Annotated in this window: 20 protein-coding genes; 10 read left to right on the forward strand and 10 right to left on the reverse strand. The window is 37.0% G+C overall.

Going from position 1 to position 23,805, the window contains the following annotated elements:
• Positions 1-249: 249 nt before the first annotated feature.
• Both menB and VB264_RS13465 read right to left on the reverse strand, forming a co-directional pair.
• A complete protein-coding gene (menB, locus tag VB264_RS13460) occupies positions 250-1,062 on the reverse strand; it encodes a 1,4-dihydroxy-2-naphthoyl-CoA synthase (protein ID WP_323250144.1) in 813 nt (270 codons plus the stop codon).
• A gap of 78 nt (positions 1,063-1,140) precedes the next feature.
• The gene (locus VB264_RS13465; protein WP_323250146.1) at positions 1,141-1,602 is read right to left on the reverse strand and encodes a DUF2452 domain-containing protein; all 462 of its coding nucleotides are present in this window, start codon (positions 1,600-1,602) and stop codon (positions 1,141-1,143) included.
• A gap of 399 nt (positions 1,603-2,001) precedes the next feature.
• On the opposite strand from VB264_RS13465, the gene VB264_RS13470 reads away from it, so the two are divergent.
• The 5 genes from VB264_RS13470 to VB264_RS13490 all read left to right on the forward strand — a co-directional run bounded on the left by VB264_RS13470 (position 2,002) and on the right by VB264_RS13490 (position 8,844).
• Positions 2,002-2,496, forward strand: coding sequence for a QcrA and Rieske domain-containing protein (locus VB264_RS13470; protein ID WP_323250147.1), 495 nt, complete (start codon positions 2,002-2,004; stop codon positions 2,494-2,496).
• A gap of 38 nt (positions 2,497-2,534) precedes the next feature.
• Positions 2,535-3,632, forward strand: coding sequence for an AMP-binding protein (locus tag VB264_RS13475; protein ID WP_323250149.1), 1,098 nt, complete (start codon positions 2,535-2,537; stop codon positions 3,630-3,632).
• Between the two features lie 128 nt (positions 3,633-3,760).
• Positions 3,761-4,528, forward strand: a complete 768-nt coding sequence (locus VB264_RS13480; protein ID WP_323250151.1) for a hypothetical protein — start codon at positions 3,761-3,763, stop codon at positions 4,526-4,528.
• Positions 4,529-4,777: 249 nt separating this feature from the next.
• On the forward strand, positions 4,778-7,702 hold the full coding sequence (locus VB264_RS13485) for a BamA/TamA family outer membrane protein (protein ID WP_323250153.1): 2,925 nt from the start codon (positions 4,778-4,780) through the stop codon (positions 7,700-7,702).
• A gap of 56 nt (positions 7,703-7,758) precedes the next feature.
• A complete protein-coding gene (locus VB264_RS13490) occupies positions 7,759-8,844 on the forward strand; it encodes a sensor histidine kinase (protein ID WP_323250155.1) in 1,086 nt (361 codons plus the stop codon).
• 345 nt (positions 8,845-9,189) lie between these two features.
• Here the strand turns inward: VB264_RS13490 and nhaD are convergent, their stop codons facing one another.
• The 7 genes from nhaD to VB264_RS13525 all read right to left on the reverse strand — a co-directional run bounded on the left by nhaD (position 9,190) and on the right by VB264_RS13525 (position 18,369).
• Positions 9,190-10,458, reverse strand: a complete 1,269-nt coding sequence (gene nhaD, locus VB264_RS13495) for a sodium:proton antiporter NhaD (RefSeq protein ID WP_323250157.1) — start codon at positions 10,456-10,458, stop codon at positions 9,190-9,192.
• A gap of 280 nt (positions 10,459-10,738) precedes the next feature.
• Positions 10,739-12,106: a HAMP domain-containing sensor histidine kinase gene (locus VB264_RS13500; RefSeq protein WP_323250159.1), complete on the reverse strand. Its 1,368-nt coding sequence runs from the start codon at positions 12,104-12,106 to the stop codon at positions 10,739-10,741.
• Between the two features lie 3 nt (positions 12,107-12,109).
• On the reverse strand, positions 12,110-12,802 hold the full coding sequence (locus VB264_RS13505) for a response regulator transcription factor (RefSeq protein WP_309922752.1): 693 nt from the start codon (positions 12,800-12,802) through the stop codon (positions 12,110-12,112).
• Between the two features lie 91 nt (positions 12,803-12,893).
• Positions 12,894-13,631 carry an HNH endonuclease family protein gene (locus tag VB264_RS13510; RefSeq protein WP_323250161.1) on the reverse strand — a complete coding sequence of 246 codons (738 nt, stop codon included), beginning with the start codon at positions 13,629-13,631 and terminating at the stop codon, positions 12,894-12,896.
• A complete protein-coding gene (locus VB264_RS13515) occupies positions 13,628-14,998 on the reverse strand; it encodes an AAA family ATPase (RefSeq protein ID WP_323250162.1) in 1,371 nt (456 codons plus the stop codon). The genes VB264_RS13510 and VB264_RS13515 overlap by 4 nt, the downstream gene beginning before the upstream one ends.
• Before the next feature lie 141 nt (positions 14,999-15,139).
• Entirely contained in the window at positions 15,140-16,423 is a 1,284-nt protein-coding gene (hemL, locus tag VB264_RS13520) for a glutamate-1-semialdehyde 2,1-aminomutase (RefSeq protein ID WP_323250164.1), read from the reverse strand.
• 338 nt (positions 16,424-16,761) lie between these two features.
• Positions 16,762-18,369 carry an ABC transporter substrate-binding protein gene (locus VB264_RS13525; RefSeq protein WP_323250166.1) on the reverse strand — a complete coding sequence of 536 codons (1,608 nt, stop codon included), beginning with the start codon at positions 18,367-18,369 and terminating at the stop codon, positions 16,762-16,764.
• 82 nt (positions 18,370-18,451) lie between these two features.
• Here VB264_RS13525 and VB264_RS13530 point away from each other — a divergent pair, with 82 nt between their 5' ends.
• The 5 genes from VB264_RS13530 (at position 18,452) to VB264_RS13550 (ending at position 22,829) form a co-directional block, all read left to right on the forward strand.
• A complete protein-coding gene (locus VB264_RS13530; RefSeq protein WP_309922758.1) occupies positions 18,452-18,907 on the forward strand; it encodes a GNAT family N-acetyltransferase in 456 nt (151 codons plus the stop codon).
• Positions 18,908-19,045: 138 nt separating this feature from the next.
• Complete coding sequence (locus VB264_RS13535; protein WP_323250168.1) at positions 19,046-21,163, forward strand: Tex family protein; 2,118 nt, start codon at positions 19,046-19,048, stop codon at positions 21,161-21,163.
• Positions 21,164-21,462: 299 nt separating this feature from the next.
• On the forward strand, positions 21,463-22,002 hold the full coding sequence (locus VB264_RS13540; protein ID WP_323250170.1) for a DinB family protein: 540 nt from the start codon (positions 21,463-21,465) through the stop codon (positions 22,000-22,002).
• A 19-nt stretch (positions 22,003-22,021) separates the two neighbouring features.
• Positions 22,022-22,576 (forward strand): C40 family peptidase, encoded by a 555-nt coding sequence (locus tag VB264_RS13545; RefSeq protein ID WP_323250172.1) that lies wholly within the window; start codon positions 22,022-22,024, stop codon positions 22,574-22,576.
• Between the two features lie 64 nt (positions 22,577-22,640).
• On the forward strand, positions 22,641-22,829 hold the full coding sequence (locus tag VB264_RS13550) for a hypothetical protein (RefSeq protein ID WP_323250174.1): 189 nt from the start codon (positions 22,641-22,643) through the stop codon (positions 22,827-22,829).
• Between the two features lie 9 nt (positions 22,830-22,838).
• On the opposite strand, the gene VB264_RS13555 is transcribed toward VB264_RS13550, so the two are convergent.
• Positions 22,839-23,768, reverse strand: coding sequence for an AEC family transporter (locus VB264_RS13555; protein WP_323250176.1), 930 nt, complete (start codon positions 23,766-23,768; stop codon positions 22,839-22,841).
• Positions 23,769-23,805 lie beyond the last annotated feature (37 nt).

The raw sequence follows: 23,805 nt of genomic DNA on the forward strand, positions 1-23,805 counted from the left end.
AGGGCTTCAACGCTTGGTTTTAAAGACTATTTATGTACATTTAAGCTAATTTGATCAATAATTACATTTACATTTCAACTTTTTAAAAGATGTGGGTAATCAGTAGGACTTAAGTCACCCGCTAATAGAAAGGGTTAACCTTACACTCATGCCATGAGTATTTTTTATAATTAATTATCAAAGCCTCTACCCTTCGGTTCAAAACTAAATAAAAATTCCGAAAGCTTAGGAGGCTTTCGGAATTTATTATCAGGGAAACTTTGGAAACTTACTAAAGTCTGGCTTGCGTTTTTCTAAGAAGGCATTTTTACCTTCTTTCGCCTCATCCGAAAGATAATAAAGTAGTGTGGCATTGCCTGCTAATTCTTGAATACCTGCCTGTCCGTCTAGTTCAGCATTGAATGATGATTTCAACATTCTTAGTGCTAATGGACTTTTTTCTAAAATCTTCTTACACCACGCTACCGTTGTTTCTTCTAGTTGTTCCAAAGGTACAACCTTATTAACAAGACCCATGTCTAATGCTTCCTGTGCATTGTATTGGTCGCATAAAAACCAAATCTCACGTGCCTTCTTCTGACCTACTACTCTGGCTAAATAAGATGCTCCGAAGCCTCCATCAAACGAACCCACGTTTGGCCCTGTTTGTCCAAAACGAGCGTTCTCAGCCGCAATTGACAAATCACACACTACGTGTAAAACGTGTCCGCCACCGATAGCCCAGCCCGCTACCATCGCCACTACTGGCTTAGGAATAGAGCGAATTTGTCTTTGTAAATCCAACACATTTAGTCTTGGTACAGTATCATCACCGATATACCCTCCGTGTCCACGCACAGATTGGTCACCACCAGAACAAAATGCTTTTCCACCCTCACCTGTCAAAATAATTACCCCAATTTCTTCTGTATCACGACAAATGTTCATGGCATCAATCATTTCTTTTACCGTCAAGGGCGTAAAAGCATTGTGCACTTGCGGACGATTGATTGAGATTTTGGCGATTCCTTCATGAAAAGTAAATAAAATCTCTTTGTATTCTTTAAGGGTTTCCCACTGCATATTATTATAATATTAAAATGTTTAAGCTATACTAAAGTAAATGAACCCAAAATTAATCACTCATTCACAAAGCTCCAATTATTCTTTGTTAAGCTCTTCGTTATAATGCACATCCCACGTGTGGTCGGCGAGTAATAAACACTTTGCCAAGTACCGACTATATTTAAAAGAACGCCCCCATTCGTTGGGTGCTATCAACGATAGTAAATCTGTACCATTCTCTTTCTCGTACATATAATAGGTTTCGTTAATAATTGGTTCAAAGCCGATAGCGGCATCATAAATACGTTCAGATATTTCCTTCCGTTGTGCTAATAGTTTAGCCTGACGTGCGAGTGTCTCCATCTGTTCGTACAACTGATTCATCTGTCTATCAGTCTGTTGACGCATTGCCAGCACCGACCGCCCTTTGGTTTTGCCCATATCCTCAGGTTTGATAACGGCACTCCCCGTGGTATGTGCATAAGGAAGTAGCCCCGGATTTTCGGCTACTTTATCTTTATTGATAGGGTTTAAAAATTTATCTTCAGATTCTGCCATGGCTTTGTATAAATTGATTAAATGATGATTGTCCAGAGCACGTAGTGCTGCCTGTTTTAATAAAATTTGATAATGCTATTACACTAAAAACTGATAAAAACCTCTAACAAAATTAATAAATATGGATAATATATTTATTATTGATAAATAATATAGATAATAAATCTGCAAAATAGATAAAATACAGATTAAAAAATTAAATGTTTTACAAAAACGATTGTCAAAAAGACATTTTTCCTACAAAATAAAGACATATTAAGCCTAATACTCAACACTAAAGGATGATTTTCTGAATCATTCACTTTATTAATTAATATAACTAACGCAACTCCGTCAAAGTTTTTGGCGTATAGGCAATAAACTAAATCTTACTCAATTTACTTTTAAAATCATCATCTTATGGAACGTAAAGAATTTTTATCACTCGTCGGAGTGAGTGTTGGGGCAATAATTTTACAAAATTGCATGACAAGCTGTAAAAACGATTCGACACCAACCCCAGCCAATAACGGTGGGAATACTGGAGGGAATAATGGCGGAGGAACGACTACCGGCATAACAGGCAACAACTTAAAAGCAAATGGAACAATCGATTTTACGATAGATTTAACAAGTGCAAGCTTTGCTGATTTAAAGACCGATGGCAAAGCGATAGTGAGCGGTGACGTAATTGTAGCACGTACAAAAACTGGCACGTATATTGCTGTAGCTAAGGCATGTACACATCAAGGAACAACTGTAAGTTTTGAACCAGATAATAACCGTTTTAATTGTTCAAATCATGGATCAAACTTTGATTTGACAGGAAAAGTAATCAATGGACCAGCAGCTAGTCCACTAACACAATTCGCCGCCGTTTTTGATAGTACCAAAAACACAATAAAGGTTTCTTAGAAAATCGATTGTGTTTTTACTTAAAACACTCCTCAAAAATGCTATCTTTAGCGTTTTTAGGAGTGTTTCTGTTTTTCTATCCCATGATCATTGATAATTATAATCATTTACCGAACCCCGCTTCGGAGTATGACAAAAAAGTAATAGCGTTTTGTAAAAAATGGTTGAGCCAAGAGCAGACATTTATATTAAAGACGTCTGGCTCAACAGGCGAACCCAAGCCCATTACCCTTACCAGAACACAAATGGAGGCGAGTGCGGTGCTTACTGGAAAAACTTTTTGTTTAACCAAAGGTGATGTAGCGCTAGTTTGTCTTAATGTAGATTATATTGCAGGTACGATGATGTTGGTGCGAGGCATGGTATTGGGTTTAAAACTGATTATTGTTCCACCTAGTAATAATCCCCTTGGTGCTATCTCAAACGAGGCTATTGATTTTGCCGCTTTTGTGCCCCTACAATTACAAAGCATCTTAGAGAGCCAACACCAAGCACAAATAGATACATTGAACAAGATGAAGGCTATCATCGTGGGCGGAGCTGCCACCAATAATCAATTGGCGGAACAAATTCAACAATTATCAGTTCCTGTGTATAGTACCTATGGCATGACGGAGACGGTATCGCACATTGCCATTAAAAAGCTGAATGGAAGCAATAGCAACGCACATTTTTGTGTATTAGAAGGTGTAAAGATTGGTATCGACGAACGAAGTTGTTTGAACATCGTGGCGGCGGCTACTAATTTTGAATTGATACAAACCAATGATTTAGTGGAAATCTTACCCGATAATCAGTTTAAACTGACGGGCAGATACGATAATATTATTAATAGCGGTGGCGTAAAAATTCAATTAGAAAAAGTAGAAAATATCTTTGAGCCTTACTTAAAACCGCTTAATATCAACCGATTTTTTGCTTTTGGCATTCCTGATGATAGACTTGGACAAAAGTTAATTCTAGTCGTTGAAACTGACAAGCTTAGCGACGACATAAAACGGACGTTGCTTGAAAAAGTGAAAAATGATTTAGATATTTATCAGGTTCCTAAAAACATTTTTACGATTTTTAGTTTTTCGGAAACACCCACGGGAAAAATTGATAAAAAAGCCACTATAAAAAGATTAAATTTGTAAAAAAAACATTGAGGCTTAAATAATGAGGCAACATTAAACGACCTAGCAAAAAGGGAATGTATTTATTTTAAATATATTAATTGCTCAATCACTCATTCATTAAATCACTCAATTACTTAATAAAAAGCATGAAAGTAGATAAATTATCACAATTAGAAATCAAATTCGAGACGGCAGATATTTTGCCTCCTCCTTTCTCTCATCAGATTCTCCTGACTTTAGATTTTAAGGAAAATTTTATTGATACCAAATTTGAAATTGCCTATACTTATCGAGACGAATTGAGCGACGAGGAGATTTTGGAAGAAGGATTTACAGGTAATGAAGATTTGGCATGGGCTGGCGAGTTGTCGAAAGCATGGGAAGCGCCTATCTTAAACCTCCTGAGCAAAACTCCTGAAAAATTCAACACGAAGGCGTTGGAGGAAGAACAGAATTTTCTGGAAATTACGATTAATCAAAAAGCGAAGGGCAATCTTATTAACCACGATGCATGGGAATATTTATTACAAGAGCTTACGCAAGCGGTATATGAAACCTATGGCAAGGAAGCGCCTTTTAAATTGATATTTAAAAAAATAGAAAAAGATAAAAGCACTTCGACTTTTGAATTGAATTTACATTATACCAACAGAACCGTAGAAGCGACAACAAGCGTTGCAGAGGTGGTAGACCATAAAAAGATTTCGTGGGAAGAAGCTAGCGATTTGCTACAGCATATTTTTATCGGTGATTTTATTACTGATAAGGCAAGTAAAGCGGAACCTAAAACGGCAGGAAAATTTCTTTCGATTGGTGATGGTTTCTGGTATGAATTTACTAAGAGCTTAAAAAATCCTAATGGGAACAAAGCTTATATTATAAATTTATATGAAAGGTTTGAGGAGTATTTGTAGGTGTGAGTGATGAGTTTTGAGAGGTTAGTCAACGAGAATTAAACAACTGACAAACAGCCTATTATATATTCATTACTATTAGCGGGTGACTTAAGTCACCCGCTAATAGTAATGAATATGGTGTCGATGTTGGAGTTATCTCCAACATGCTAGGCGTCAGCAATACGTTTCCTAAAAATACTTATGGCGCATGTCTTGAAGTCGTGACAAATTCCAACATTCCTAATCCATTTTTACTGTGTAAAATCTATGAAAAGAGTACTCATTTTTTTATTTACCCTGTTGGGGGGATGCCAAATTTTTGCTCAAGAAAACTCAGTTAATTTATCTCAAAATCCTGCCTCCTTAAAATGGTCGCAGATAAAAACACCGCACTTTCGTTTAATTTTTCCAACCAATATCCAGTCGATAGGACAACGAACGGCCAATGTGTTAGAAACCGTTTATCAACCCGTCAGTAATAGTCTGGGGCATAATCCGCGTCCGATTTCTATCCTCCTTCAAAATCAAACGACAGTTTCCAATGGTTTTGTTTCGTTATTCCCGCGTCGTTCAGAGTTTTACACTACTCCTCCACAAGACTATACCCTGCTTGGCACAAACAATTGGCTAGATTTATTGGCAGTACACGAATTCAGACACGTTGTACAGTACGATAAAGCCATTACGGGCATTACGAAGCTAGTTTATACCATTTTTGGGAACAATGGCTTAGGAATCATCAACTCATTGGCGGTGCCAAACTGGTTTACAGAGGGTGATGCCGTGGGAACAGAATCAGCTTTAACGACTTCGGGCAGAGGAAAAATCCCTGCTTTTGACATGGCTTTGCGCACGCAATTGTTGACCAAAGGGGCTTATAGCTATTCCAAAGCAGTGGGCGGTTCGTATAAAAATTTCATCCCTAATCATTATGTGAATGGTTATCTGATGACGTCTTACATGAAGACCAAATATGGCGTTGATGCTTGGGATAAAATTTTGGAGGGTACTTATAGAATGCCATTCTACCCTTTTTCTTTCTCTAACAACATTAAAAAAGCAACAAGGTTAACAACAGAACAGCTTTATTCAAATGCCTTTGAGGATGCCAAACAACGATGGCAAACACAGTTGAAAGACATGGAGGAAACGCCCGTTGCTAGTCTTCAAAACAGTAAAAATAAGTTTTTTACCAATTATGAGTTTCCACAGATTTTACCAGATGGCAGGGTACTAGCCTTAAAATCGGGACTTTCAGATATTCAGCAGTTTGTTATGCTGGATAAACAAAATACGGAAGAAAAAGTAATTGAACTAGGCATTTTTAATAATGCGGGCATGCTATCAGTAGCTGGTCCTAAAGTGGCGTGGGCGGAATTTAATTTTGATGTTCGTTGGGGACAGCGAGATTATTCGGTTATCAAAGTGTATGACTTTAATACGGAAACCACTAAAATGATAACCCATAAAACCAAATTTGCAGCCCCTGCCCTATCAAATGATGCCAGTAAGATAGTGGTCGTGGAAACTACTGCTGAAAACAAGTATAATTTAGTCGTACTAGCAACTGAAAGCGGTAAAGAAATAGCAAGGATTCCTAATCCAAACAATGCTTTTTATATCCACCCGCGCTGGACGACTGACAATGAAATATTGGCAGTAAAGCTACTGAATGGCAAAAAAAATATAGTTAGCATCAACGCTGACAGCTATGCTGAAAAAGAATTGTTTAGCCCTATTACTGAAAACATTGCACATCCTGTTAAGTCGGGGAACTATGTGTTGTTCAATTCTGGTGTAACGGGGATTGATAATATTTTTGCTTTCGACCTTACCACTAACAAGCGTTATCAGGTAACTAATCGCAAATTTGGGGCATTCAACCCTGCTTTTTCGGCTGATGGAAAGCTATTGTATTTTAATGATTTTACTGAAAATGGCCATAGAGTTGTAGCAATGCCTTTTAGTCCCAATCAATTTTTAGCCTTTGATGAAACCCTCCACAAGCCAGTGAAGCTTTTTGGAGCACTATTGAGACAAGAAGCAGGAGAAAATTTGCTTAAAAGTATAGGGAATCAGACTTTTGACACTAAACCATATAGTAAAGCCAACATCTTTAATATTTATAGTTGGGGAGCTGTGTTTAGCTCGAATAACAACAAGCTGAATATGGGAATTACTTCGCAGGATTTGCTAAGTACTACCGCCATCAGTACGGGGTATTCTTACAATGCTAACGAGAAGACAGGGCAATTCTTTGCGGATTTGAGTTTTGAAGCATGGTATCCGAAAATAAATGTCAATTATACCAACGGACAGCGACAAACCAATATTTATATTGACAGGGCCAATCCTTTGGATAGCTTAAGGTCGGACAAATGGAATCAACAGCAAATCGTCGTTGGAGTGACTTTGCCGTTTAACTTTACTCGTTCAAAATATTACCAATCGTTAGAAGTTGGCGTAAATACGGCAATCACACAAGTATCAGGTTATGATTTACAAGACCGTTATCTTTCAGAAAGCTTTAACGGAACGTTGAGCTCGATGATTTATACATTTGCCTATAGCAGACAATTGAAAAGAGCAGTCAGAGATATAGCACCACGTTGGGGACAAAGCATTAACTTTTATACAAGGAATTTACCCTTTGGCGGTAGCTTACAAGGGGGGCTTACCGTTGTGCAAGGAAGTATGTATTTCCCAGGATTTTTTCCGCATCATAGCCTTCGTTTGAGAGCGGCATTCCAACATCAAGCTGGCTTTAAAAATGCCATTGGTTCGCCGAACAGTAATCTATATATTTTCGCTAGCCCTACCTTTTTCCCTCGTGGGTATGGCTACAGAGCTTTTGAAGATTTAACGACTGGCTCGGTAGAATACAGGCTACCTTTATTTGACCCTGACTGGAATTTGGGGAGATTGGTTTACCTAAAAAGATTGAAAGCCAATCTGTTTATGGATTTAGGGCAAGGCGAAACCAATTATAATTGGACTGAAACAAAAAATGGACGGACAGTTACTTACAAAGGTTCGGATACGGGCAACTTCACCTCTATTGGTTTTGATTTCACCGCACAATTCCACCTTTTGCGTTTCTCTCAACAATTTGAAGCTGGTTGCCGTGGAATTTATCTTCCTAATAAAGGACAATTTATCTTTCAACCTTTAGTCATTGATATTGGTTTTTAACAAAAAACTCTTTATGTTTGATTTATAATCAATCAGTTCAACGATGCGCATCTAACATGAGTTTTTTCTCTTATAGGGTTTACTGGGTAATGCAAATTTCTTGGTGGCTTTTTACAACACTTGTTCTCAGACAACCTTTAACTAAATACTTTGAACAACCTATGCCCCTGGGTTCCTACTTGAGCGTTAATTTCATCGTAGGGGTTCTTTTTACGCACTTTTATTCAAAAATTTATTTAAAACGAGAAAGAGAAAACGGACAAATGATTGTTTTTCCGTTGGTAGCTACTTTGCTATTAGGCTTATGCTTTTTTTTAATTGATTATTTTTTTGGTTTTCAAAGATATAGAAAACCGAGTTTGGGCATCGAACTTGAAGCGTATGATTATTATCAGTTTTACCTAGAGTCAATCCGTTATGTAATTATTTGGTTTTTATTTTTCCATCTTTTCTTAAGCAATCGGAATGCACAAAGAAAAGAATTGCAGTTGGCGAATGCTGAAATGTCATTGAAAACTGCTGAGCTCGAAAACCTGAAAAACCAACTCAATCCTCATTTTCTTTTTAATGCAATCAATAGCATTAAGGCACTCACTATTTTTGACCCAGAACTTGCTCGTCAAGCATTGACTGAATTATCACAATTGCTCAGGACATCCCTGACAATGGGCAATCAGCAATTGGTATCGCTTGAGATGGAATTGATGTTGGTCAGAGATTATCTCTTTCTGGAAAAAATAAGGTATGAAAAAAGACTAGAATATTCTTTTGATATCAAACCCGAAACACTTAGCCTAAGCGTCCCTCCTATGTCGGTGCAGTTATTGGTAGAAAACGCCATTAAGCATGGAATTGGTAAAAACAAGTTGGGAGGTAAACTGATGATTGTATCTGATTATAAGCAAAATATTTTTACCCTGAAAGTGATTAATACAGGGAAGCTCATTAACAAAACCAGTGACGAAGGCGTGGGAATGAAGAATCTGCAAAAACGCCTTTTATTAAATTTTCAAGACAAGGCATCTTTTACCTTGACAGAAGAAAATGATGCGGTAGTTGCACAGATTATGATTAAAATAGAGCCAGTAGCAGTAGTCGGAAATTTTGCATCATTAAAAAGCAAATTAACTTCAGAGCGGTGAAAAACTTTCTATTAGAGGGTGACTTAAGTCCTACTGATTACCCACATCTTTTAAGAAAGTTGAAATGAAGATGTGATTATTGATAGAATTGATTGAAATGGGCTTAAATCGCCTTTCAAACCGAGCTTTGGTCGACTCATGTCACAGCCTGATTACTTGAAGCTCTTATCTCTAGCGAGGGACTTAAGTCCCTCGCTAGAGATAAGAGCTTGATTGTTAGTTATTTATACACTTGTGGGTAATTAGTAGGACTTAAGTCACCCTCTAATAGAAAAAATACTCATGGCATGACTCTGTCAGGTTTATCCTAATTACCAATTAATTGGAAGTCATGCCATGAGTATCTTACAACAAATAAACAACAATACCTGCAAAATAGCCTATCAAAGCCAAAAAGCTGATTTTCTTTAAGTACCACAAAAAATCTATCTTTTCCATTCCCATCACAGCCACTCCCGAAGCTGAGCCAATAATCAAGACACTTCCGCCCGTTCCAGCACAATAAGCCATAAATTCCCAAAGCTTAGAATCAGTCGGGAAGCTTGCTAAATCATACATTCCCATCGAAGCCGCCACCAAAGGAACATTATCGATAATGGCCGATGCCAACCCGATTGTAATGACAATAATATCCTGATTACCAATAGTAGTATCCATCCACGCTGCCAAATCTGTTAACAGGTGAGTAGCCTCTAAAGAGCCAATTGCCAAGAGTATCCCTAAGAAAAACAAGATACTCGAAGAATCTATTTTACTCAATGCATAAGCCACCGTATAGGGCTTACGTTCGGCTTCATCTCTGCCATGATGGAGTATTTCAGAAACCACCCAAACAATACCTAACCCTAACAAAACGCCCATATAAGGAGGTAAATGAGTAATTGTTTTGAAAACAGGCACTAATAACAGCATTCCCAAACCTGCTATCAGCATGATAATAGAATGTTTGCGAGCCAACGGAATATTCTTGTCGGCCTTCATATCTTTTGAATCAAAGGCTTGAATATTTCCTTTCATCGTAAAAGAAAGATAAATCAAAGGCACAATGAGCGAAACCAAACTTGGTAATAACAAGCCTTTCATGATAGCAGTAGCAGTCACTTGTCCGCCAATCCAAAGCATGGTAGTCGTAACATCACCAATCGGCGACCAAGCACCCCCTGAATTAGCCGCAATAATCACAACCCCTGCAAAAAGCATCCTAGTTTCTTTGTCCCTAATCAGTTTTCTCAACACAGAAACCATCACAATAGCCGTAGTAAGGTTATCTAAAGCAGCTGATAAGAAAAAAGTAATGAGGGCGATAATCCATAATAAAACAACCTTGTTTTTACTGGTAATTTTATCTGTAATAATCTTGAATCCATGATGAGCGTCTATTAACTCAACAATCGTCATGGCTCCTAATAGAAAAAAGAGGATTTCAGAAACACTCCCTAAATGATGGGACAGTTCCTCCCCAACCAACGTTGGTTCATCAGCAAAGAGGATGTAGATTGTCCAGCATAAAACCCCTGTAATCAAGGCGGTGGCGGTTTTATTAAGGTGGATAGGGTGTTCAAAAGCAATGGCCAAATAGCCAATCACAAAAGTAATAATTAGTAAAGTCTGCATATATATGGTTTAAGCTAATAACATTAAATAGTTAAATATTGAGATAAAAAAATTGATATACAAAAATCACCGCCAGCATGACTAACGGTGATTCGCTAACAGATCAAATTATTCTACTACGTTATAACAGTAATCCTTTCATCGACACTTTAATTTCTCCTGAGCTATCATTTCATTAATGTATCAATGGTCTAGTATGCTGTTGTTACATGACAAAGGTCTTGTTTTAACCTTAAGGATAGCTTAATCTAATATTAGAATTCCCTTAGAAAGATAAAAATTAACAGTGCGGAATTTTTACAATAAACTCTGTGCCCAAGTTTAGCTTACTTTTTACCTGTATAATGCCATTGTGAAGTTCAATGATGTGTTTGGCTACCGACAAACCAATGCCAAAGCCTTTGATATTGTTAGTGTTTCTAGCTCGGTAGAAAGGATTAAAAATGTAGGGTAAATCGCTTGTTGAAATACCAATACCTTTGTCTTTTATTTTGATGATGCAATACTTTTTATCAAAACTCAACAAAATATTAGCTTGCTGATTGGAAGAATATTTACAGGCATTTTCCAGCAGATTCACAAAGAGGTTTTCTAACAATACTTCGTTTCCATTGATTAAAGTAAGGTTATCTTCCTCGGGAATCATCTCAAAGCCGAAGATGATTTTATAATGTTGATGACTGTTTTGCACAGCTTTTTGAGCATTCAATAATATTTCCTCCGTTCTCAACACTTCAAATACAAACTTTTCGCCTTCATCTATGGTTTTGGCTAACTGCAAAAGTCCGTTGGATAATTGAATCAACCTTTCTGTATCGTTCAAAATATTCCTTAGCATTTGCTGATATTCTTCCATAGAATGTTCCTCCTCCAGACCAACTTGCACCTCTGTTTTCAGGGCTGCCAATGGCGTTCTGAGTTCATGCGAAGCCTGTGAAACAAACTGTTTTTGTTGGAGAAAAGCCATTTCAAGTCTTTGAAGCATATCGTTAAAATTGACAGACAGCTCGGCGATTTCATCCTTCCCATTCCCTTCGTCCAATCGTTTTTTGAGGTTATGTGCCGTAATTCTTGAAATCTCTTCATTAATCGATTGAATAGGCTTTAGTGCCTGACTGGCAAAAAATATCCCTAAAACAATCGTAATTAAAATACCCGATATTAAACCAATGGTCAGGGTTTTAATCAGATTTTCCTTCTGAGCAATACCAATTTTATCAGTGGCCGAAGCTACTACTACAAATCTATCAAATTTGCCAGCGAACAATACTCCCACCACATGTCGCTCATCGCTATTGAAAGTCACCTTGCCTTCTTGTCTTATCTTTTCCAACAAGCTATTAGAGATATAATTAGCCTGATGCTCTACGTTTGAATACAGCAATTCATTCTTAAAATTAAAGACGAATACCTCTTCATCAGCAAGGCGCAAAGAAGAATTTCTATCAATTAATTTCAACAGTCTTGGGGTAAATTCCTGTACATCTACTAGTAAACGAGCCGTAGTATTTGAACGAGCCTGAAGGCGGTCATAGAAGTTTTTTTGTTGTTGATTTTCAGCCCTTAGATAGACAATAGCAGAAAAAATCAGCAAGATAATCGCTACGATGATGGTAAATTGAATGGCTATTTTATACCTGATTTGCATGTATTACAAGGTTTTTAATACATATCCTAAGCCAGTTTTGGTATGAATAAGTTTGGGTTCGAACTCCCTATCAATTTTTTTGCGGAGGTAATTAATATATACTTCTACGATATTGGTACTGGTATCAAAATTCAAGTCCCACACGTTTTCTACGATGTCCATTTTTGATAAAACCCGTCCTTTGTTCCTCAGCATATATTCCAATAGTTCAAATTCTCTCGCTGTTAGCTCAATACTTTGTTCATCACGGGTGACGGTCTTACTCCTCAGATTCAAGGCCAAATTCGCTTCTCGTAATATTTCTGTGCTGACATCCTGTTGTTGATTAGCTCGCCTAATTAATGCTTGAATCCTAGCCATCAGCTCTCTGAATTCAAAAGGTTTCACCAAGTAATCATCCGCACCATGCTCTAAGCCCTTTACTTTATCATCCACCTCTCCCATCGCTGTCAGCATCAAGATGGGCGTGAGGATATTATTTTGTCGAATGATTTTACAGACTTCAAAACCATTCATTAGAGGTAGGTTTACATCCAACAAAATCAAATCGTAAGTATTATTCGTAGCCAAACTAGCCCCCATAAAACCATCGTATGCAGGTTCAACGATGAAGTTTTTCTTCTCTAGTCCATTTCGTACACTATCCGAAACCCGCTTATCGTCTTCTATGAGTAATATTTTTTTGCTGTTTTCCATAAAATCTGTAGGTCGAGTTTCTAACTCGACTTATCGTCTTGCAAGTCGAGTTGGAAACTCGATTTACTGATTGAATCAATCCATTTATCTATCAAGGCTTGGTGTCTAAAGCACAGAATTTGAGTTCTTCCTCCAATGCTTCTATTTCGTTTGTCCAAAGCTTATTTGCTTGCAAAACATTTTTGATTGCTAAATAATGAGGATCATTTAATATTGTGGTAGCCACTGTTGCACTATAAGCTTCTTTTCTTGTTCCTAGTTTTAGCAAGTTTATAAGAAATCCTGTAAGTAATAAACCTTGACTCTCGGTTGTGTCCCTTTCATAAAATGATAGGAGATATTTCTGTTTCTTAAGTTCGGCTTGAGTTGCATCACGAATTTCAGCACGAGGTTTCAATAAATGTTCTTGGTCATTTAATCCCAAAATGATTACAGAGTTTGTTCCTTTTTGAGTTTTACCGAGAATCATGGAGTTACTCATATAAAGATGCTCTTTAGGATTATCACGAACTGGATGAACAATTGGATGAGCTTTATTTCCTTTTTTCATATTACAAAACTTACTAGCAGGCAATAAATTATTCCATTCTACTACTTTATCTGGATGTGCTGATTTAGGTAAAAAATGTTCTACCTCCATATACTTACCTTCTTGTTGAAGTCTAATCTCAGAATAAGCGCATTTACCATTACTCATTTCAAGTAACCTCCTTTTAATAAAGTCTTTATTCCAAACAGAACTTCTATCATGTTTGAATTTTGCTGTTAACTCCTCAACAAGTGCTTGTGTAAGTTCTGGTGGTGGTGGAACTGCTTCTAATTTAATCATAATACAACAGGTATTAATGAAGACATTTGTATTTGTAAAACTTTGCGTTGATAACTACTCGGTGAAAGAATTTGGTCTAAATGCTTATAAATATTCTGAGCCATTTCATAATTATTTTCCAAAATTGCATTTTCAAAATCTTCCATCAAGGTTAAATATAAATCTGAACGAGTACGTTCGCCCAAACTCATCAATTCTGTTAAGATTTCATCAATTGTCCATCCTTGAAATGAACCAAATCTTTGCCTAATATTAATACCATTCCCATCGGGATTATCATCTTTTTCAAGCATTATTAGATTTACATTATCAGCGGACTGGATGATAAGTGGACTATGAGCCGTGACGACGAATTGCACATTAGGGAATAAGTCACTAAGATATTTAATGATTTTACGTTGCCATTCTGGATGTAAATGCAAATCAATTTCATCTACTAGCACAAGAGACGAACCGTGTAAAGGATTGGGCAAATCAGGGAATGTATCAAACATTCGCTTAGCTAAATCAGCAACCCAAGCCAACGTAGCTTGGTAACCATAGCCTAAATCAACCATTCGTACCCAATTATTTGAAGTTAAAAACACTGGAAATGTTTCATAGCTTGATTTATCAGGAATCGTTTGAATACGAATATCAATTACATCAGGTAATAATCCGCTGCACAAAATTTCTTTTACTTGATTATATCTTTGTTCAGCTCCATCAACATTATTGTTTGCGGCAAAATGCAATTCCTTGAGCCATTCTTCTACATTTAGTAGTAATGTTTTATTATCAAAAAGACCTTGTGTACTATCTTGTAAAGGAGACTGAGAATCAACCATCATGCGTGAAGTACCATAGCCAAAGAGCTTGAAATGATTTAATTCTTCAACAAAACCAGAGCTATATAATATATTATTTTTAATCTCATATGTTAAATTGAGATTTTCAAGCCAATTTAAATTCAAACTTTCCCGCTGTATCTTATAAAATTCTGGAAATAGAGAATCAAAGCCGTTATTAGTAGATGGAGATTGTTTTATCGGCACTAAAAAATTTTTATCCTTCAATAATAATTCGCTTCCAATAAAAAGTAAATTTTCATCAATAGCCACATACTTTTGAAAGAGATTAAATTCTCTAAAATCATTATCAACCTTTTGTTTTTTTTTCCTATTAAAAAATTCAAGTAATGACACAGCTCTTAATAAAGTCGTCTTCCCAACATTATTATTCCCTAAGATTACAGTCCATTGAATAGGATTATTATTTCCATCATTCAAATTAATCTCATGATTACCTTTAAAACAGCGTACATTCTTTAAATATAGCTTATTTAAATAAACCCCAAATTGGTCTGTATTTTGTCTAAATGCATTCATAATTTTATTCCAATTTACAAAAAATATTTTTTGATTGAATGGACTAGTAAAGTATTAACGTGCTGATTCTTTACTAAATTTCCTTTAAACTATCCAAATTAGCCTACTGGATTACTTATTAAGTCGAGTTGGAAACTCGACCTACTGAATTTCTTGTAAGCTTTCGTAATTAGCCTGCAAAATAGTTGCTATGTGTTCGTCTGTCAAGGCTGTTGAAAGAAACATGGCTTCGTATTGTGATGGTGCCAAATATATGCCTCTTTTTAACATCGCTTGGAAATATTTCCCGAAAGCTACTGTATCAGATGTTTTGGCATCTTCAAAATTGTTTACTGCCTTGTCGGTAAAGAACAACGTGAACATAGAGCCTACATGATTTAAGGTATAATTCAATCCTAACTTATCCATGTTGGCTTTCATTCCGTCGGTTAATCTTGTCCCTACTTCTTCCAAACGGGCATAAACAGATGGTGTTTCGTTTAAATGATTCAACATTGCTAACCCTGCGGCCATCGCTATCGGATTACCCGAAAGTGTTCCTGCTTGATAGACTGGACCTGCTGGTGATACACAGTCCATGATTTCTTTCTTACCACCATAAGCTCCTACGGGCATTCCTCCTCCGATGATTTTCCCCATCGTGGTCATGTCGGGTGTTACGCCACAACGCTCTTGGAAACCTCCTTTGGCTAAACGGAAGCCTGTCATTACCTCATCAAAAATCAAGATGATGCCTTCTTTATCACAAATAGTACGCAAGCCTTCTAAAAAACCTTCGGCTGGTTTTACCAACCCCATATTCCCTACTACTGGCTCAAGGATGATACAGGCGATATTCCCTTTATTGGCATCTACTAGGGTTTGCACGGCTTCTAAATTATTATAAGGTGCGGTTAGGGTATCGTTGGCAACGCCTTTGGTTACGCCTGGTGAATCTGGACTTCCGAATGTCATCACGCCTGAACCTGCTGCGATAAGGAAGGAGTCGCCATGACCGTGATAGTTGCCTTCAAACTTAATCATTTTATCTCTACCTGTATATCCTCTGGCAACTCTTACTGCCGACATCGTGGCTTCTGTCCCTGAGTTTACCATGCGCACTTTTTCAACTGAAGGAACCATCGAGCAAATCAATTCTGCCATTTCTACTTCTCTGCGTGTGGGTGCACCAAATGAAAAACCACTTTGAATGGCATCTGAAACGGCTTTTTCTACTAGTTCATTGGCATGACCTAATATCATTGGTCCCCATGAATTGATTAATTCAATATAAGCATTCCCATCTTCGTCATATAAATAGGCTCCTTTTGCTGATTTTATAAATATCGGGTTTCCCCCTACTGCACGAAATGCTCTTACTGGCGAATTCACGCCTCCAGGAATAAAATTTTTAGCTTTCTGAAAAAGTTGTTCTGATTGTGTCATTGTTGTTTTTTTTATAAGGACTTTAGGATTTTGGGACTATAGGACTTTAGGAGTTTTTGACTTTGGTATTGAGGGCTTTAGGATTTTGGGACTAGAAGACTTTTGGATTGAGGACTTTAAGATTTTGGGACTGAAAGACTTTAAGTTAAGTGCAACTTAAAATACTTCGTTCTCCAAAATCATAATCTTAAAGACATCAATTTTAAAATCTCCTAGCCCTAAAGTCTTCATTCCTAAAATCCAAAAGTCCTATAGTCATAAAATTCTAAAGTCCTAATTCCTAAAGTCCTCTAGTCTCAAAATCCTAAAGTCATAATTCCTAAAGTCTCCCCAAGAACCTACTTCGCCAATACAAACTTATAATTTTGCAAAGTCGTGATTGGGCAAATTTGGTTGTCTTGTGATTTGAAATAATTAAAGCCTAATAAAGTATATGAATAATTGTAAGTAGCTGGCTTATCCAAGCCTTTGCGGATGTCATATCCATTTTTCCCGAAGAGTCTCCCCCAGAAAAGTGCTAAATCATACCCATGAAAAGCATAATAAGATGGAATAACGCCATACTTTGCTAAGTATTCTTTTCGGAAACTATCTACTTCTGGCTTATCATTATCAATAAACTCAGGATTAATACAATAGATTTCCCTGCCCGCCAATGTTCCATTACTTAAATTATAACTATTGAAAGCCTCCGCAGTTGTAATCAGCGGAGCCATTATTTCCTTTTTGTTCAAGGCCGTAATCATCGAAAGTCCTGCTTTCTTTTCAGAAGTAGCCATAAAAATATGGCTCACTCTTTTTTCAGGAAGTTTCGCCATAATATCTTCAGCAGTAGATTTTATCTTTTCAAACTTAACAATATCGTAGCCAATTTTTTCCATTTGTTTTCGATAGACCTCCGCTGTAACAGAATCGTTGGTAGCATCAGAGTAATAGATAGCTGCGTCTCTGCCCATAAAAGCTTGTCGACTAACAAACTCAACGGCCTTCATTGCCTGCATGGATGCCGAAGGCTGAGCCAAGAACGATAAATTATAATCTTCCAAAATTTTCTGATTATTCGACATCGGGTTCACGATAGGAATCTGATTGGTTTCGCTATAAACAGAAGCAATTTTATTCGTCTCCGTATAAAGTGGTCCAACGAGTAAATCCATCATTTGAAACGAACGATTATTGACCAGTTCAAGCATTTCGTCGGGTTCGTTTGCCATGTCATATACAAAGCAATTTACCGTCACTCCTTCTTTCAATAATTGTGCTTTCGCCAATTTCATGCCTTGATACAAATCCAAAGCATATTGATTTTTCCTGACCCTATCGATACCAATATTTTTAATTTCGATTGGCACTAACAAGGCAAAATTAAAATATCCTTTAGAGGTTCTCGACTTTGTAACGCCAGCGGAGGTAGCATTAATGGTTAAATTTTGTTCAACTTTATCAGACAAAACCGTTTCATTAGGAAACTTCTTTGATAGCTCTTGTATAAGTTTCGGTGAATCTATCCTACGGGTATAAAATATTTTCATCTCCGTTAGTTCATTTTGAAGGGAATCCGAAGGAATTTTTTGAGCTATCGCAAAACCCTCTATGTATTTTTTTTCTTCAAAAGCCAAGACACTTAACAAAAAGTTAATGTCTGCTTTACCTGCCCAGCTTGGAAAAGCTGCTATTAAATTTTTTAGCGTAGCTTTTGCTCCAGTAAATTCTTTTAATTGGATGGCACTCAAGGCAGCAAAGTAAAAAGTATTGGGTACGAGGGACGTCGCTACATGATTGTTGGCAAGATGCGTGAAGGCTATTTTAGCTTTTTCGTACTCATGATTTTTGTATAATTCTAATGCTTTTTTATAAGCTTGCTCATATTCAGAAACTGTATTCTGAGCCTTCCCTACTTGAAAAGTAAACAGTATGATTAAAATCCAGATGAATCTATTTAGCATATTTGAAAATTTGAGTTTTACAAAGATAATAAACTTTGTATATTCACGATTGTATCAATTACTCATCAAAACTAATTTCATAATGAACATTCACTGGTACCTCAAGCATTTCAGAGACTTAACTACAATCGAATTATACCAAATTCTACAACTCCGTAATGAAGTTTTTATTGTTGAGCAGCATTGTCCTTTTCAAGATTTGGACAATAAAGACCTTGTCTCATTTCATTTTATGGGTTTTGATACCGAGACCCAAAAGATTGTCGCTTATACTCGACTAATAGCCCCCGGGATTTCTTATGAAGAAGCGTCTATTGGCAGAGTGGTTACTTCACCATTGGCACGTGGTGGAGGCTTCGGCAAGTCATTGATGATAAAATCTATTGAAATGATGGAGAAAATCTTTGCAGGAAGCCCCATCAGAATCGGAGCACAATTATATCTCAAGCAATTTTATGAATCTTTTGGCTTTCAACAAGTTAGTGAAATATATTTAGAAGACGACATCGAACACATAGAAATGTTAAGGATTGAATAAAACAAATCCGTATTTTAGCGAACAAAAAACGCCAAATCATCATTTATCAATCAACATCAATTGACCAAAAACAAGCATTAAACACGGTAGGTTTAGCGACTCGTGCTACTATCACTAAGATTATTTTTATACAAATTCATGAATAAAACACAGCTTTCAATTATTGCCAAAACAGTTGGCGTAAACATTACCCAAGTACAGAATACAATCAATTTATTAGAAGAAGGAGGAACAGTTCCGTTCATAGCAAGGTATAGAAAGGAAGCCACAGGGAGTTTGGATGAAGTACAGATTCTTGACATTAAAGAACTTTTGGGGAAACTAAAAGAAGCAGATAAACGTCGTGAAGGCATTATTAAATCTATTGAAGAGCAAGGAAAAATGACGCCCGAGTTGTTAGAGAAGCTCAACAATGCCTATTACCTACAAGAATTAGAAGACCTTTATTTGCCTTATAAACAAAAGCGTAAGACCAGAGCAAGCATTGCGATTGAAAAGGGATTGGAGCCTTTGGCAAAACTTATTTTTGAGCAAAAAGAAGCCAATATCCTTAAAAAAGCCGAAGCATATTTGAATGATAAAGTAAGTAATGTAGAAGAAGCCCTGCAAGGGTCGAGGGATATTATTGCTGAATGGATTAATGAGAGCGTAGATGCCCGCAATGCCGTAAGAAAGGTATTTGAGCGTGAGGCGATGGTGTATGCCAAAGTAAAAAAAGGAAAGGAGGAAGAAGGAATCAAGTATAAAGACTATTTTGACTTCTACGAACCTTTGAAAAAAGTACCTTCGCACAGGTTGTTAGCCTTGCGTCGGGGTGAAGAAGAAGGATTCCTGAGCGTAAGTATTTCACCTGATGAAGATAATGCTTTGGGGGCATTGGATAGAATTTTCTTGAAAGGATTGCCTGATGCGAAAAAGATTGTCGAAGATTCCATCACCGACTGTTACAAAAGGTTGATGAAGCCATCGATTGAAAACGAGTTTGCAGGGTTTTCAAAAGAAAAAGCTGATGCGGAAGCCATCAAAATTTTTGCACAGAACCTTCGTCAGTTATTATTGGCGTCGCCGCTTGGTCAGAAAAAAGTATTGGCCATCGACCCAGGCTATCGTACTGGTTGCAAGACAGTAGTATTAGATGGTCAAGGAAATTTATTACACGATACCGTTATTTATCCATTCGATAAAGTACAGGAAGCCCAAAACGTTGTTTTGACGCTTTCCGAAAAATACCAAATAGAGGCCGTGGCTATTGGAAACGGGACTGCTGGTAGAGAAACCGAAGATTTTGTCAAGAAATTGCCTTTTAAGAAAGTACCACAAATTTTTGTAGTATCTGAACAGGGTGCTTCTATCTATTCGGCCTCTCCTATTGCCCGCGAAGAGTTTCCTGATAAAGATGTTACTGTGCGCGGAGCCGTTTCTATTGGTAGAAGATTGATGGACCCTCTGGCAGAGTTGGTAAAAATAGACCCGAAATCTATTGGTGTGGGGCAGTATCAACACGATGTTGACCAGTCGATGTTAAAAGGCACGCTGGATACTGTGGTCGAGAGTTGTGTAAATGCGGTAGGCGTAAATTTGAATACGGCTTCTAAACATTTGCTAAGTTACGTAGCTGGACTAGGACCTTCGTTGGCAGCCAATATTGTGAAGTATCGTCAGGAAAATGGCGATTTTAAATCTCGCCAGCAAATTAAAAAGGTTGCTCGCTTGGGCGATAAAGCGTTTGAACAATGTGCTGGCTTTTTGAGAATACAGAACGCTGAAAATCCGTTGGATAATTCTGCGGTTCACCCAGAGACGTATCCTATTGTCGAAAAAATGGCGAAGGATTTGAAATGCTCTGTAAAAGACCTGATGAGTTCGGCGGAATTAAGAAAACAATTAAATTTGAATGCTTATGCCAACGATAAAATTGGCTTGCTGACACTTCAAGATATTCTGAAAGAACTGGAAAAGCCTTCGCGTGACCCACGTGAGCAATTAACGGCTTTTGAATTTGATGCAAATGTAAAGAAGGTAGAGGATTTATACGAGGGCATGGTGCTTCCGGGTATTGTTACTAACATTACTGCCTTTGGTTGTTTTGTGGATGTGGGGGTAAAACAGGATGGCTTAGTACATATTTCTCAGCTAGCTAACCAATACGTTTCTGACCCTAACCAAGTGGTGAAACTACAGCAACAAGTACAGGTAAGGGTGATGGAAGTAGATATTGCTCGTAAAAGAATTGCGTTGAGTATGAAGGCGGTTTAGATTTTTAGAACTAAAGGACGTTTGGACTTTATGACTTTAGGATTTTGGAAACTTTTGGATTGGAGGACTTAGGACTTTAGGTTTAGGATAAAAGTCATAAGTGAATTACAATATTAGCTTTTGGAATGGCTATTGTAATAAGATAATCCTCAAAATTTCTATTAGCGGGTGACTTAAGTCACTCGCTAATAGAAAAGAATTAGAACTTAAAAATGCTACTTCAATTCTAAAGTCATAAAGTCTTCCAATCCTAAGTCCATAGTTCCTAAAGTCCTAAAGTCTACAAAATCCACAAAAAAATGAATCAACAAACCAACAACCTAGAAGTATGGATGCGTGGACCCATTGCGGGTTTGGTTCCATTATTACAACCAGTGGCTCATGCAATCTTACAGGCGCGAGAAGAAGTAAATCTCATGATGATTGACTTCCCCGAAGAATTACTTTGGGAATCTCCTGCGGGCTGTGCATCAGTAGCTTTTCATTTGCAACACTTATCGGGCGTATTAGATAGACTGTTTACTTATGCCAACGACCAAGCCCTTAATGAAGATCAATTAGAACTTTTACAACTAGAATCTGTAAAAAATCAACCTAATATAAACGTAAAGACACTACTTACACGTTTTAACAATCAAGTAAACAAAGTACTTACACAATTAAAAAATACGAGTGAAAAAACGTTGCTAGAACCACGGGGTATTGGCAGGAAGAAAATCCCTAGTAATGTACTTGGACTATTGTTTCATTCGGCTGAACATACGCAACGCCATACGGGGCAACTTTATGTCACAGTGAAAGTATTGAAGAGTGCCAAAAACAATATTATTCAGCTATAAACATATTTTATTGATTTTTATGAGACAAAACCACTTGAATATTTTTTATCGTTTTTTTTTACTGATAAGCTTAGCTGTCTTTTTAGATTCATGTAAATTATTCCGTAGGAAAGAGCAAGATAGTGTTGCTGCTCGTTCCAAGCCAGTCACAAGACCAGCAAATAACAACAAGGTTTATAATAGTAAAACCATCAACAACATTGTTTCAACAGCAAGAAGCTATACGGGTGTGCCTTATCGGGCAGGCGGAGCCGATAAAAATGGCATGGATTGTTCGGGTTTGTTGTTTTGTGTTTATTCGCAATTGGGCTATAAAATTCCAAGAATATCGTATCAGCAATCAGACTTTGGCAAAGAAATTTCCCTAGACGACCTCCGTCCTGGCGACTGGGTATTTTTTGTAACCAATAAAGGTAACGTCAGCAATATCAATCATGCTGGCATGATTACGGAATTGCGAAGCAATAAAGAAGTGATGTTTATTCATGCCTCCTCATCAAAAGGTATCAGAGAAGATAATCTTTTTACTAAATTTTGGATGAGTTGTTTTGCTAAAGCGAGCAGACCGTTTTGATAGTATTTTTTTAGTGTATAAATTAGTTGCAGTCTTTTATTTATAAAACATTCAAAACTGAATAATGACCGATGAACTTAGGGATATCATTACAGGAATTAGGAAAATTGCAGAAAGAAATCTTATCCAAACAGCCCTCGATTTCCTTAGAGAAAGCGAAAGAGCAAGTGGAAAGATTAAAAGCTCAAAACTCATCAATAAAGAAGATGAAGTAAGTGATTTAATTTTATTTGCCAATCAAAATCGGCTATGAATGACCTTTTTAAGCCAATTTCAAGCCAATTACCAAAGCCCACATCATGGCAAAGCTAATCAACATCGAAACATTCACTAACATTCCTGCAATTTTAGTATCATAATTGAGCTCGTCAGAGAAAGGCAAGAGCGTCATTCCTACAGGAATTATCAGTACAATTAACAACACATTTCTGTACAATTGCTCTACAGGCAGGAAGTAAAAAAAAGCAAAACCCAATAAAAATCCCCAGAAATAACGAATCATGAGTACTTTGGAAACCTTCTTGAATATTTCGCCAGAAATGGAAAGATTCAAGTAAATTCCCATGATTAATAATACAATGACTTTGTTTCCCCTAGCCATCACGTCTAGTACATCTATGACAATCGTAGGAAGTTCAATCTTAGCCAAATTAACAAAAACGCCCAACAGAATAGCTTGGAAAGGCACTAAAGTAAAGATTTTCAAAATAGCTTTTTTCGCATTTTGACTGATGGTCGCCCCTTCATTTTTATCCGATAAAAATACGCCTGTTCCATACACTAATCCGAAAATGGCAAAGGAATTACCAAAATCAAACATGGCGGCATAGACCATTCCCGCTTGTCCCCAAATACCTTCAATGAGTGGATAAGCAAAAAGCCCAAGATTGAAACCTCCACTCCCCATAATCAAGATTGCCCTCATTTTCTGGGTTTGGTTTTTGAATAACCACGCCGCCGTAAACATTGTAAGTAAGGAAAAACAAAAAGAAATAACGGGAAGTAATAGCAAGTTGAACTCAAAATGCACACGCCTCATTGTCAAGAACATCAAAGCAGGGAAAGTAGTGTGCATTAACAACTTAGAAACAACTTTGCCTTCTGTTTCAGATACAACATTTTGGCGTTTTAGGAAATACCCTACTAAAATAATACTCAAAGCAGTGATAAAAACGGTATTGGTTTGATTCATGAAAATACTTAAAGAAAAACAAAGCGTTTTCTAAAAT

This window comes from Arcicella aquatica, assembly GCF_034928825.1.
GTDB lineage: Bacteria > Bacteroidota > Bacteroidia > Cytophagales > Spirosomataceae > Arcicella > Arcicella aquatica.

What these genes read in the sequence shown, in the direction of transcription:
- menB (WP_323250144.1), bottom strand. Translation starts at nt 1,062, where the DNA reads ATGCAGTGGGAAACCCTTAAAGAATACAAAGAGATTTTATTTACTTTT.
- VB264_RS13465 (WP_323250146.1), bottom strand. Translation starts at nt 1,602, where the DNA reads ATGGCAGAATCTGAAGATAAATTTTTAAACCCTATCAATAAAGATAAA.
- VB264_RS13470 (WP_323250147.1), top strand. Translation starts at nt 2,002, where the DNA reads ATGGAACGTAAAGAATTTTTATCACTCGTCGGAGTGAGTGTTGGGGCA.
- VB264_RS13475 (WP_323250149.1), top strand. Translation starts at nt 2,535, where the DNA reads ATGCTATCTTTAGCGTTTTTAGGAGTGTTTCTGTTTTTCTATCCCATG.
- VB264_RS13480 (WP_323250151.1), top strand. Translation starts at nt 3,761, where the DNA reads ATGAAAGTAGATAAATTATCACAATTAGAAATCAAATTCGAGACGGCA.
- VB264_RS13485 (WP_323250153.1), top strand. Translation starts at nt 4,778, where the DNA reads ATGAAAAGAGTACTCATTTTTTTATTTACCCTGTTGGGGGGATGCCAA.
- VB264_RS13490 (WP_323250155.1), top strand. Translation starts at nt 7,759, where the DNA reads ATGAGTTTTTTCTCTTATAGGGTTTACTGGGTAATGCAAATTTCTTGG.
- nhaD (WP_323250157.1), bottom strand. Translation starts at nt 10,458, where the DNA reads ATGCAGACTTTACTAATTATTACTTTTGTGATTGGCTATTTGGCCATT.
- VB264_RS13500 (WP_323250159.1), bottom strand. Translation starts at nt 12,106, where the DNA reads ATGCAAATCAGGTATAAAATAGCCATTCAATTTACCATCATCGTAGCG.
- VB264_RS13505 (WP_309922752.1), bottom strand. Translation starts at nt 12,802, where the DNA reads ATGGAAAACAGCAAAAAAATATTACTCATAGAAGACGATAAGCGGGTT.
- VB264_RS13510 (WP_323250161.1), bottom strand. Translation starts at nt 13,631, where the DNA reads ATGATTAAATTAGAAGCAGTTCCACCACCACCAGAACTTACACAAGCA.
- VB264_RS13515 (WP_323250162.1), bottom strand. Translation starts at nt 14,998, where the DNA reads ATGAATGCATTTAGACAAAATACAGACCAATTTGGGGTTTATTTAAAT.
- hemL (WP_323250164.1), bottom strand. Translation starts at nt 16,423, where the DNA reads ATGACACAATCAGAACAACTTTTTCAGAAAGCTAAAAATTTTATTCCT.
- VB264_RS13525 (WP_323250166.1), bottom strand. Translation starts at nt 18,369, where the DNA reads ATGCTAAATAGATTCATCTGGATTTTAATCATACTGTTTACTTTTCAA.
- VB264_RS13530 (WP_309922758.1), top strand. Translation starts at nt 18,452, where the DNA reads ATGAACATTCACTGGTACCTCAAGCATTTCAGAGACTTAACTACAATC.
- VB264_RS13535 (WP_323250168.1), top strand. Translation starts at nt 19,046, where the DNA reads ATGAATAAAACACAGCTTTCAATTATTGCCAAAACAGTTGGCGTAAAC.
- VB264_RS13540 (WP_323250170.1), top strand. Translation starts at nt 21,463, where the DNA reads ATGAATCAACAAACCAACAACCTAGAAGTATGGATGCGTGGACCCATT.
- VB264_RS13545 (WP_323250172.1), top strand. Translation starts at nt 22,022, where the DNA reads ATGAGACAAAACCACTTGAATATTTTTTATCGTTTTTTTTTACTGATA.
- VB264_RS13550 (WP_323250174.1), top strand. Translation starts at nt 22,641, where the DNA reads ATGACCGATGAACTTAGGGATATCATTACAGGAATTAGGAAAATTGCA.
- VB264_RS13555 (WP_323250176.1), bottom strand. Translation starts at nt 23,768, where the DNA reads ATGAATCAAACCAATACCGTTTTTATCACTGCTTTGAGTATTATTTTA.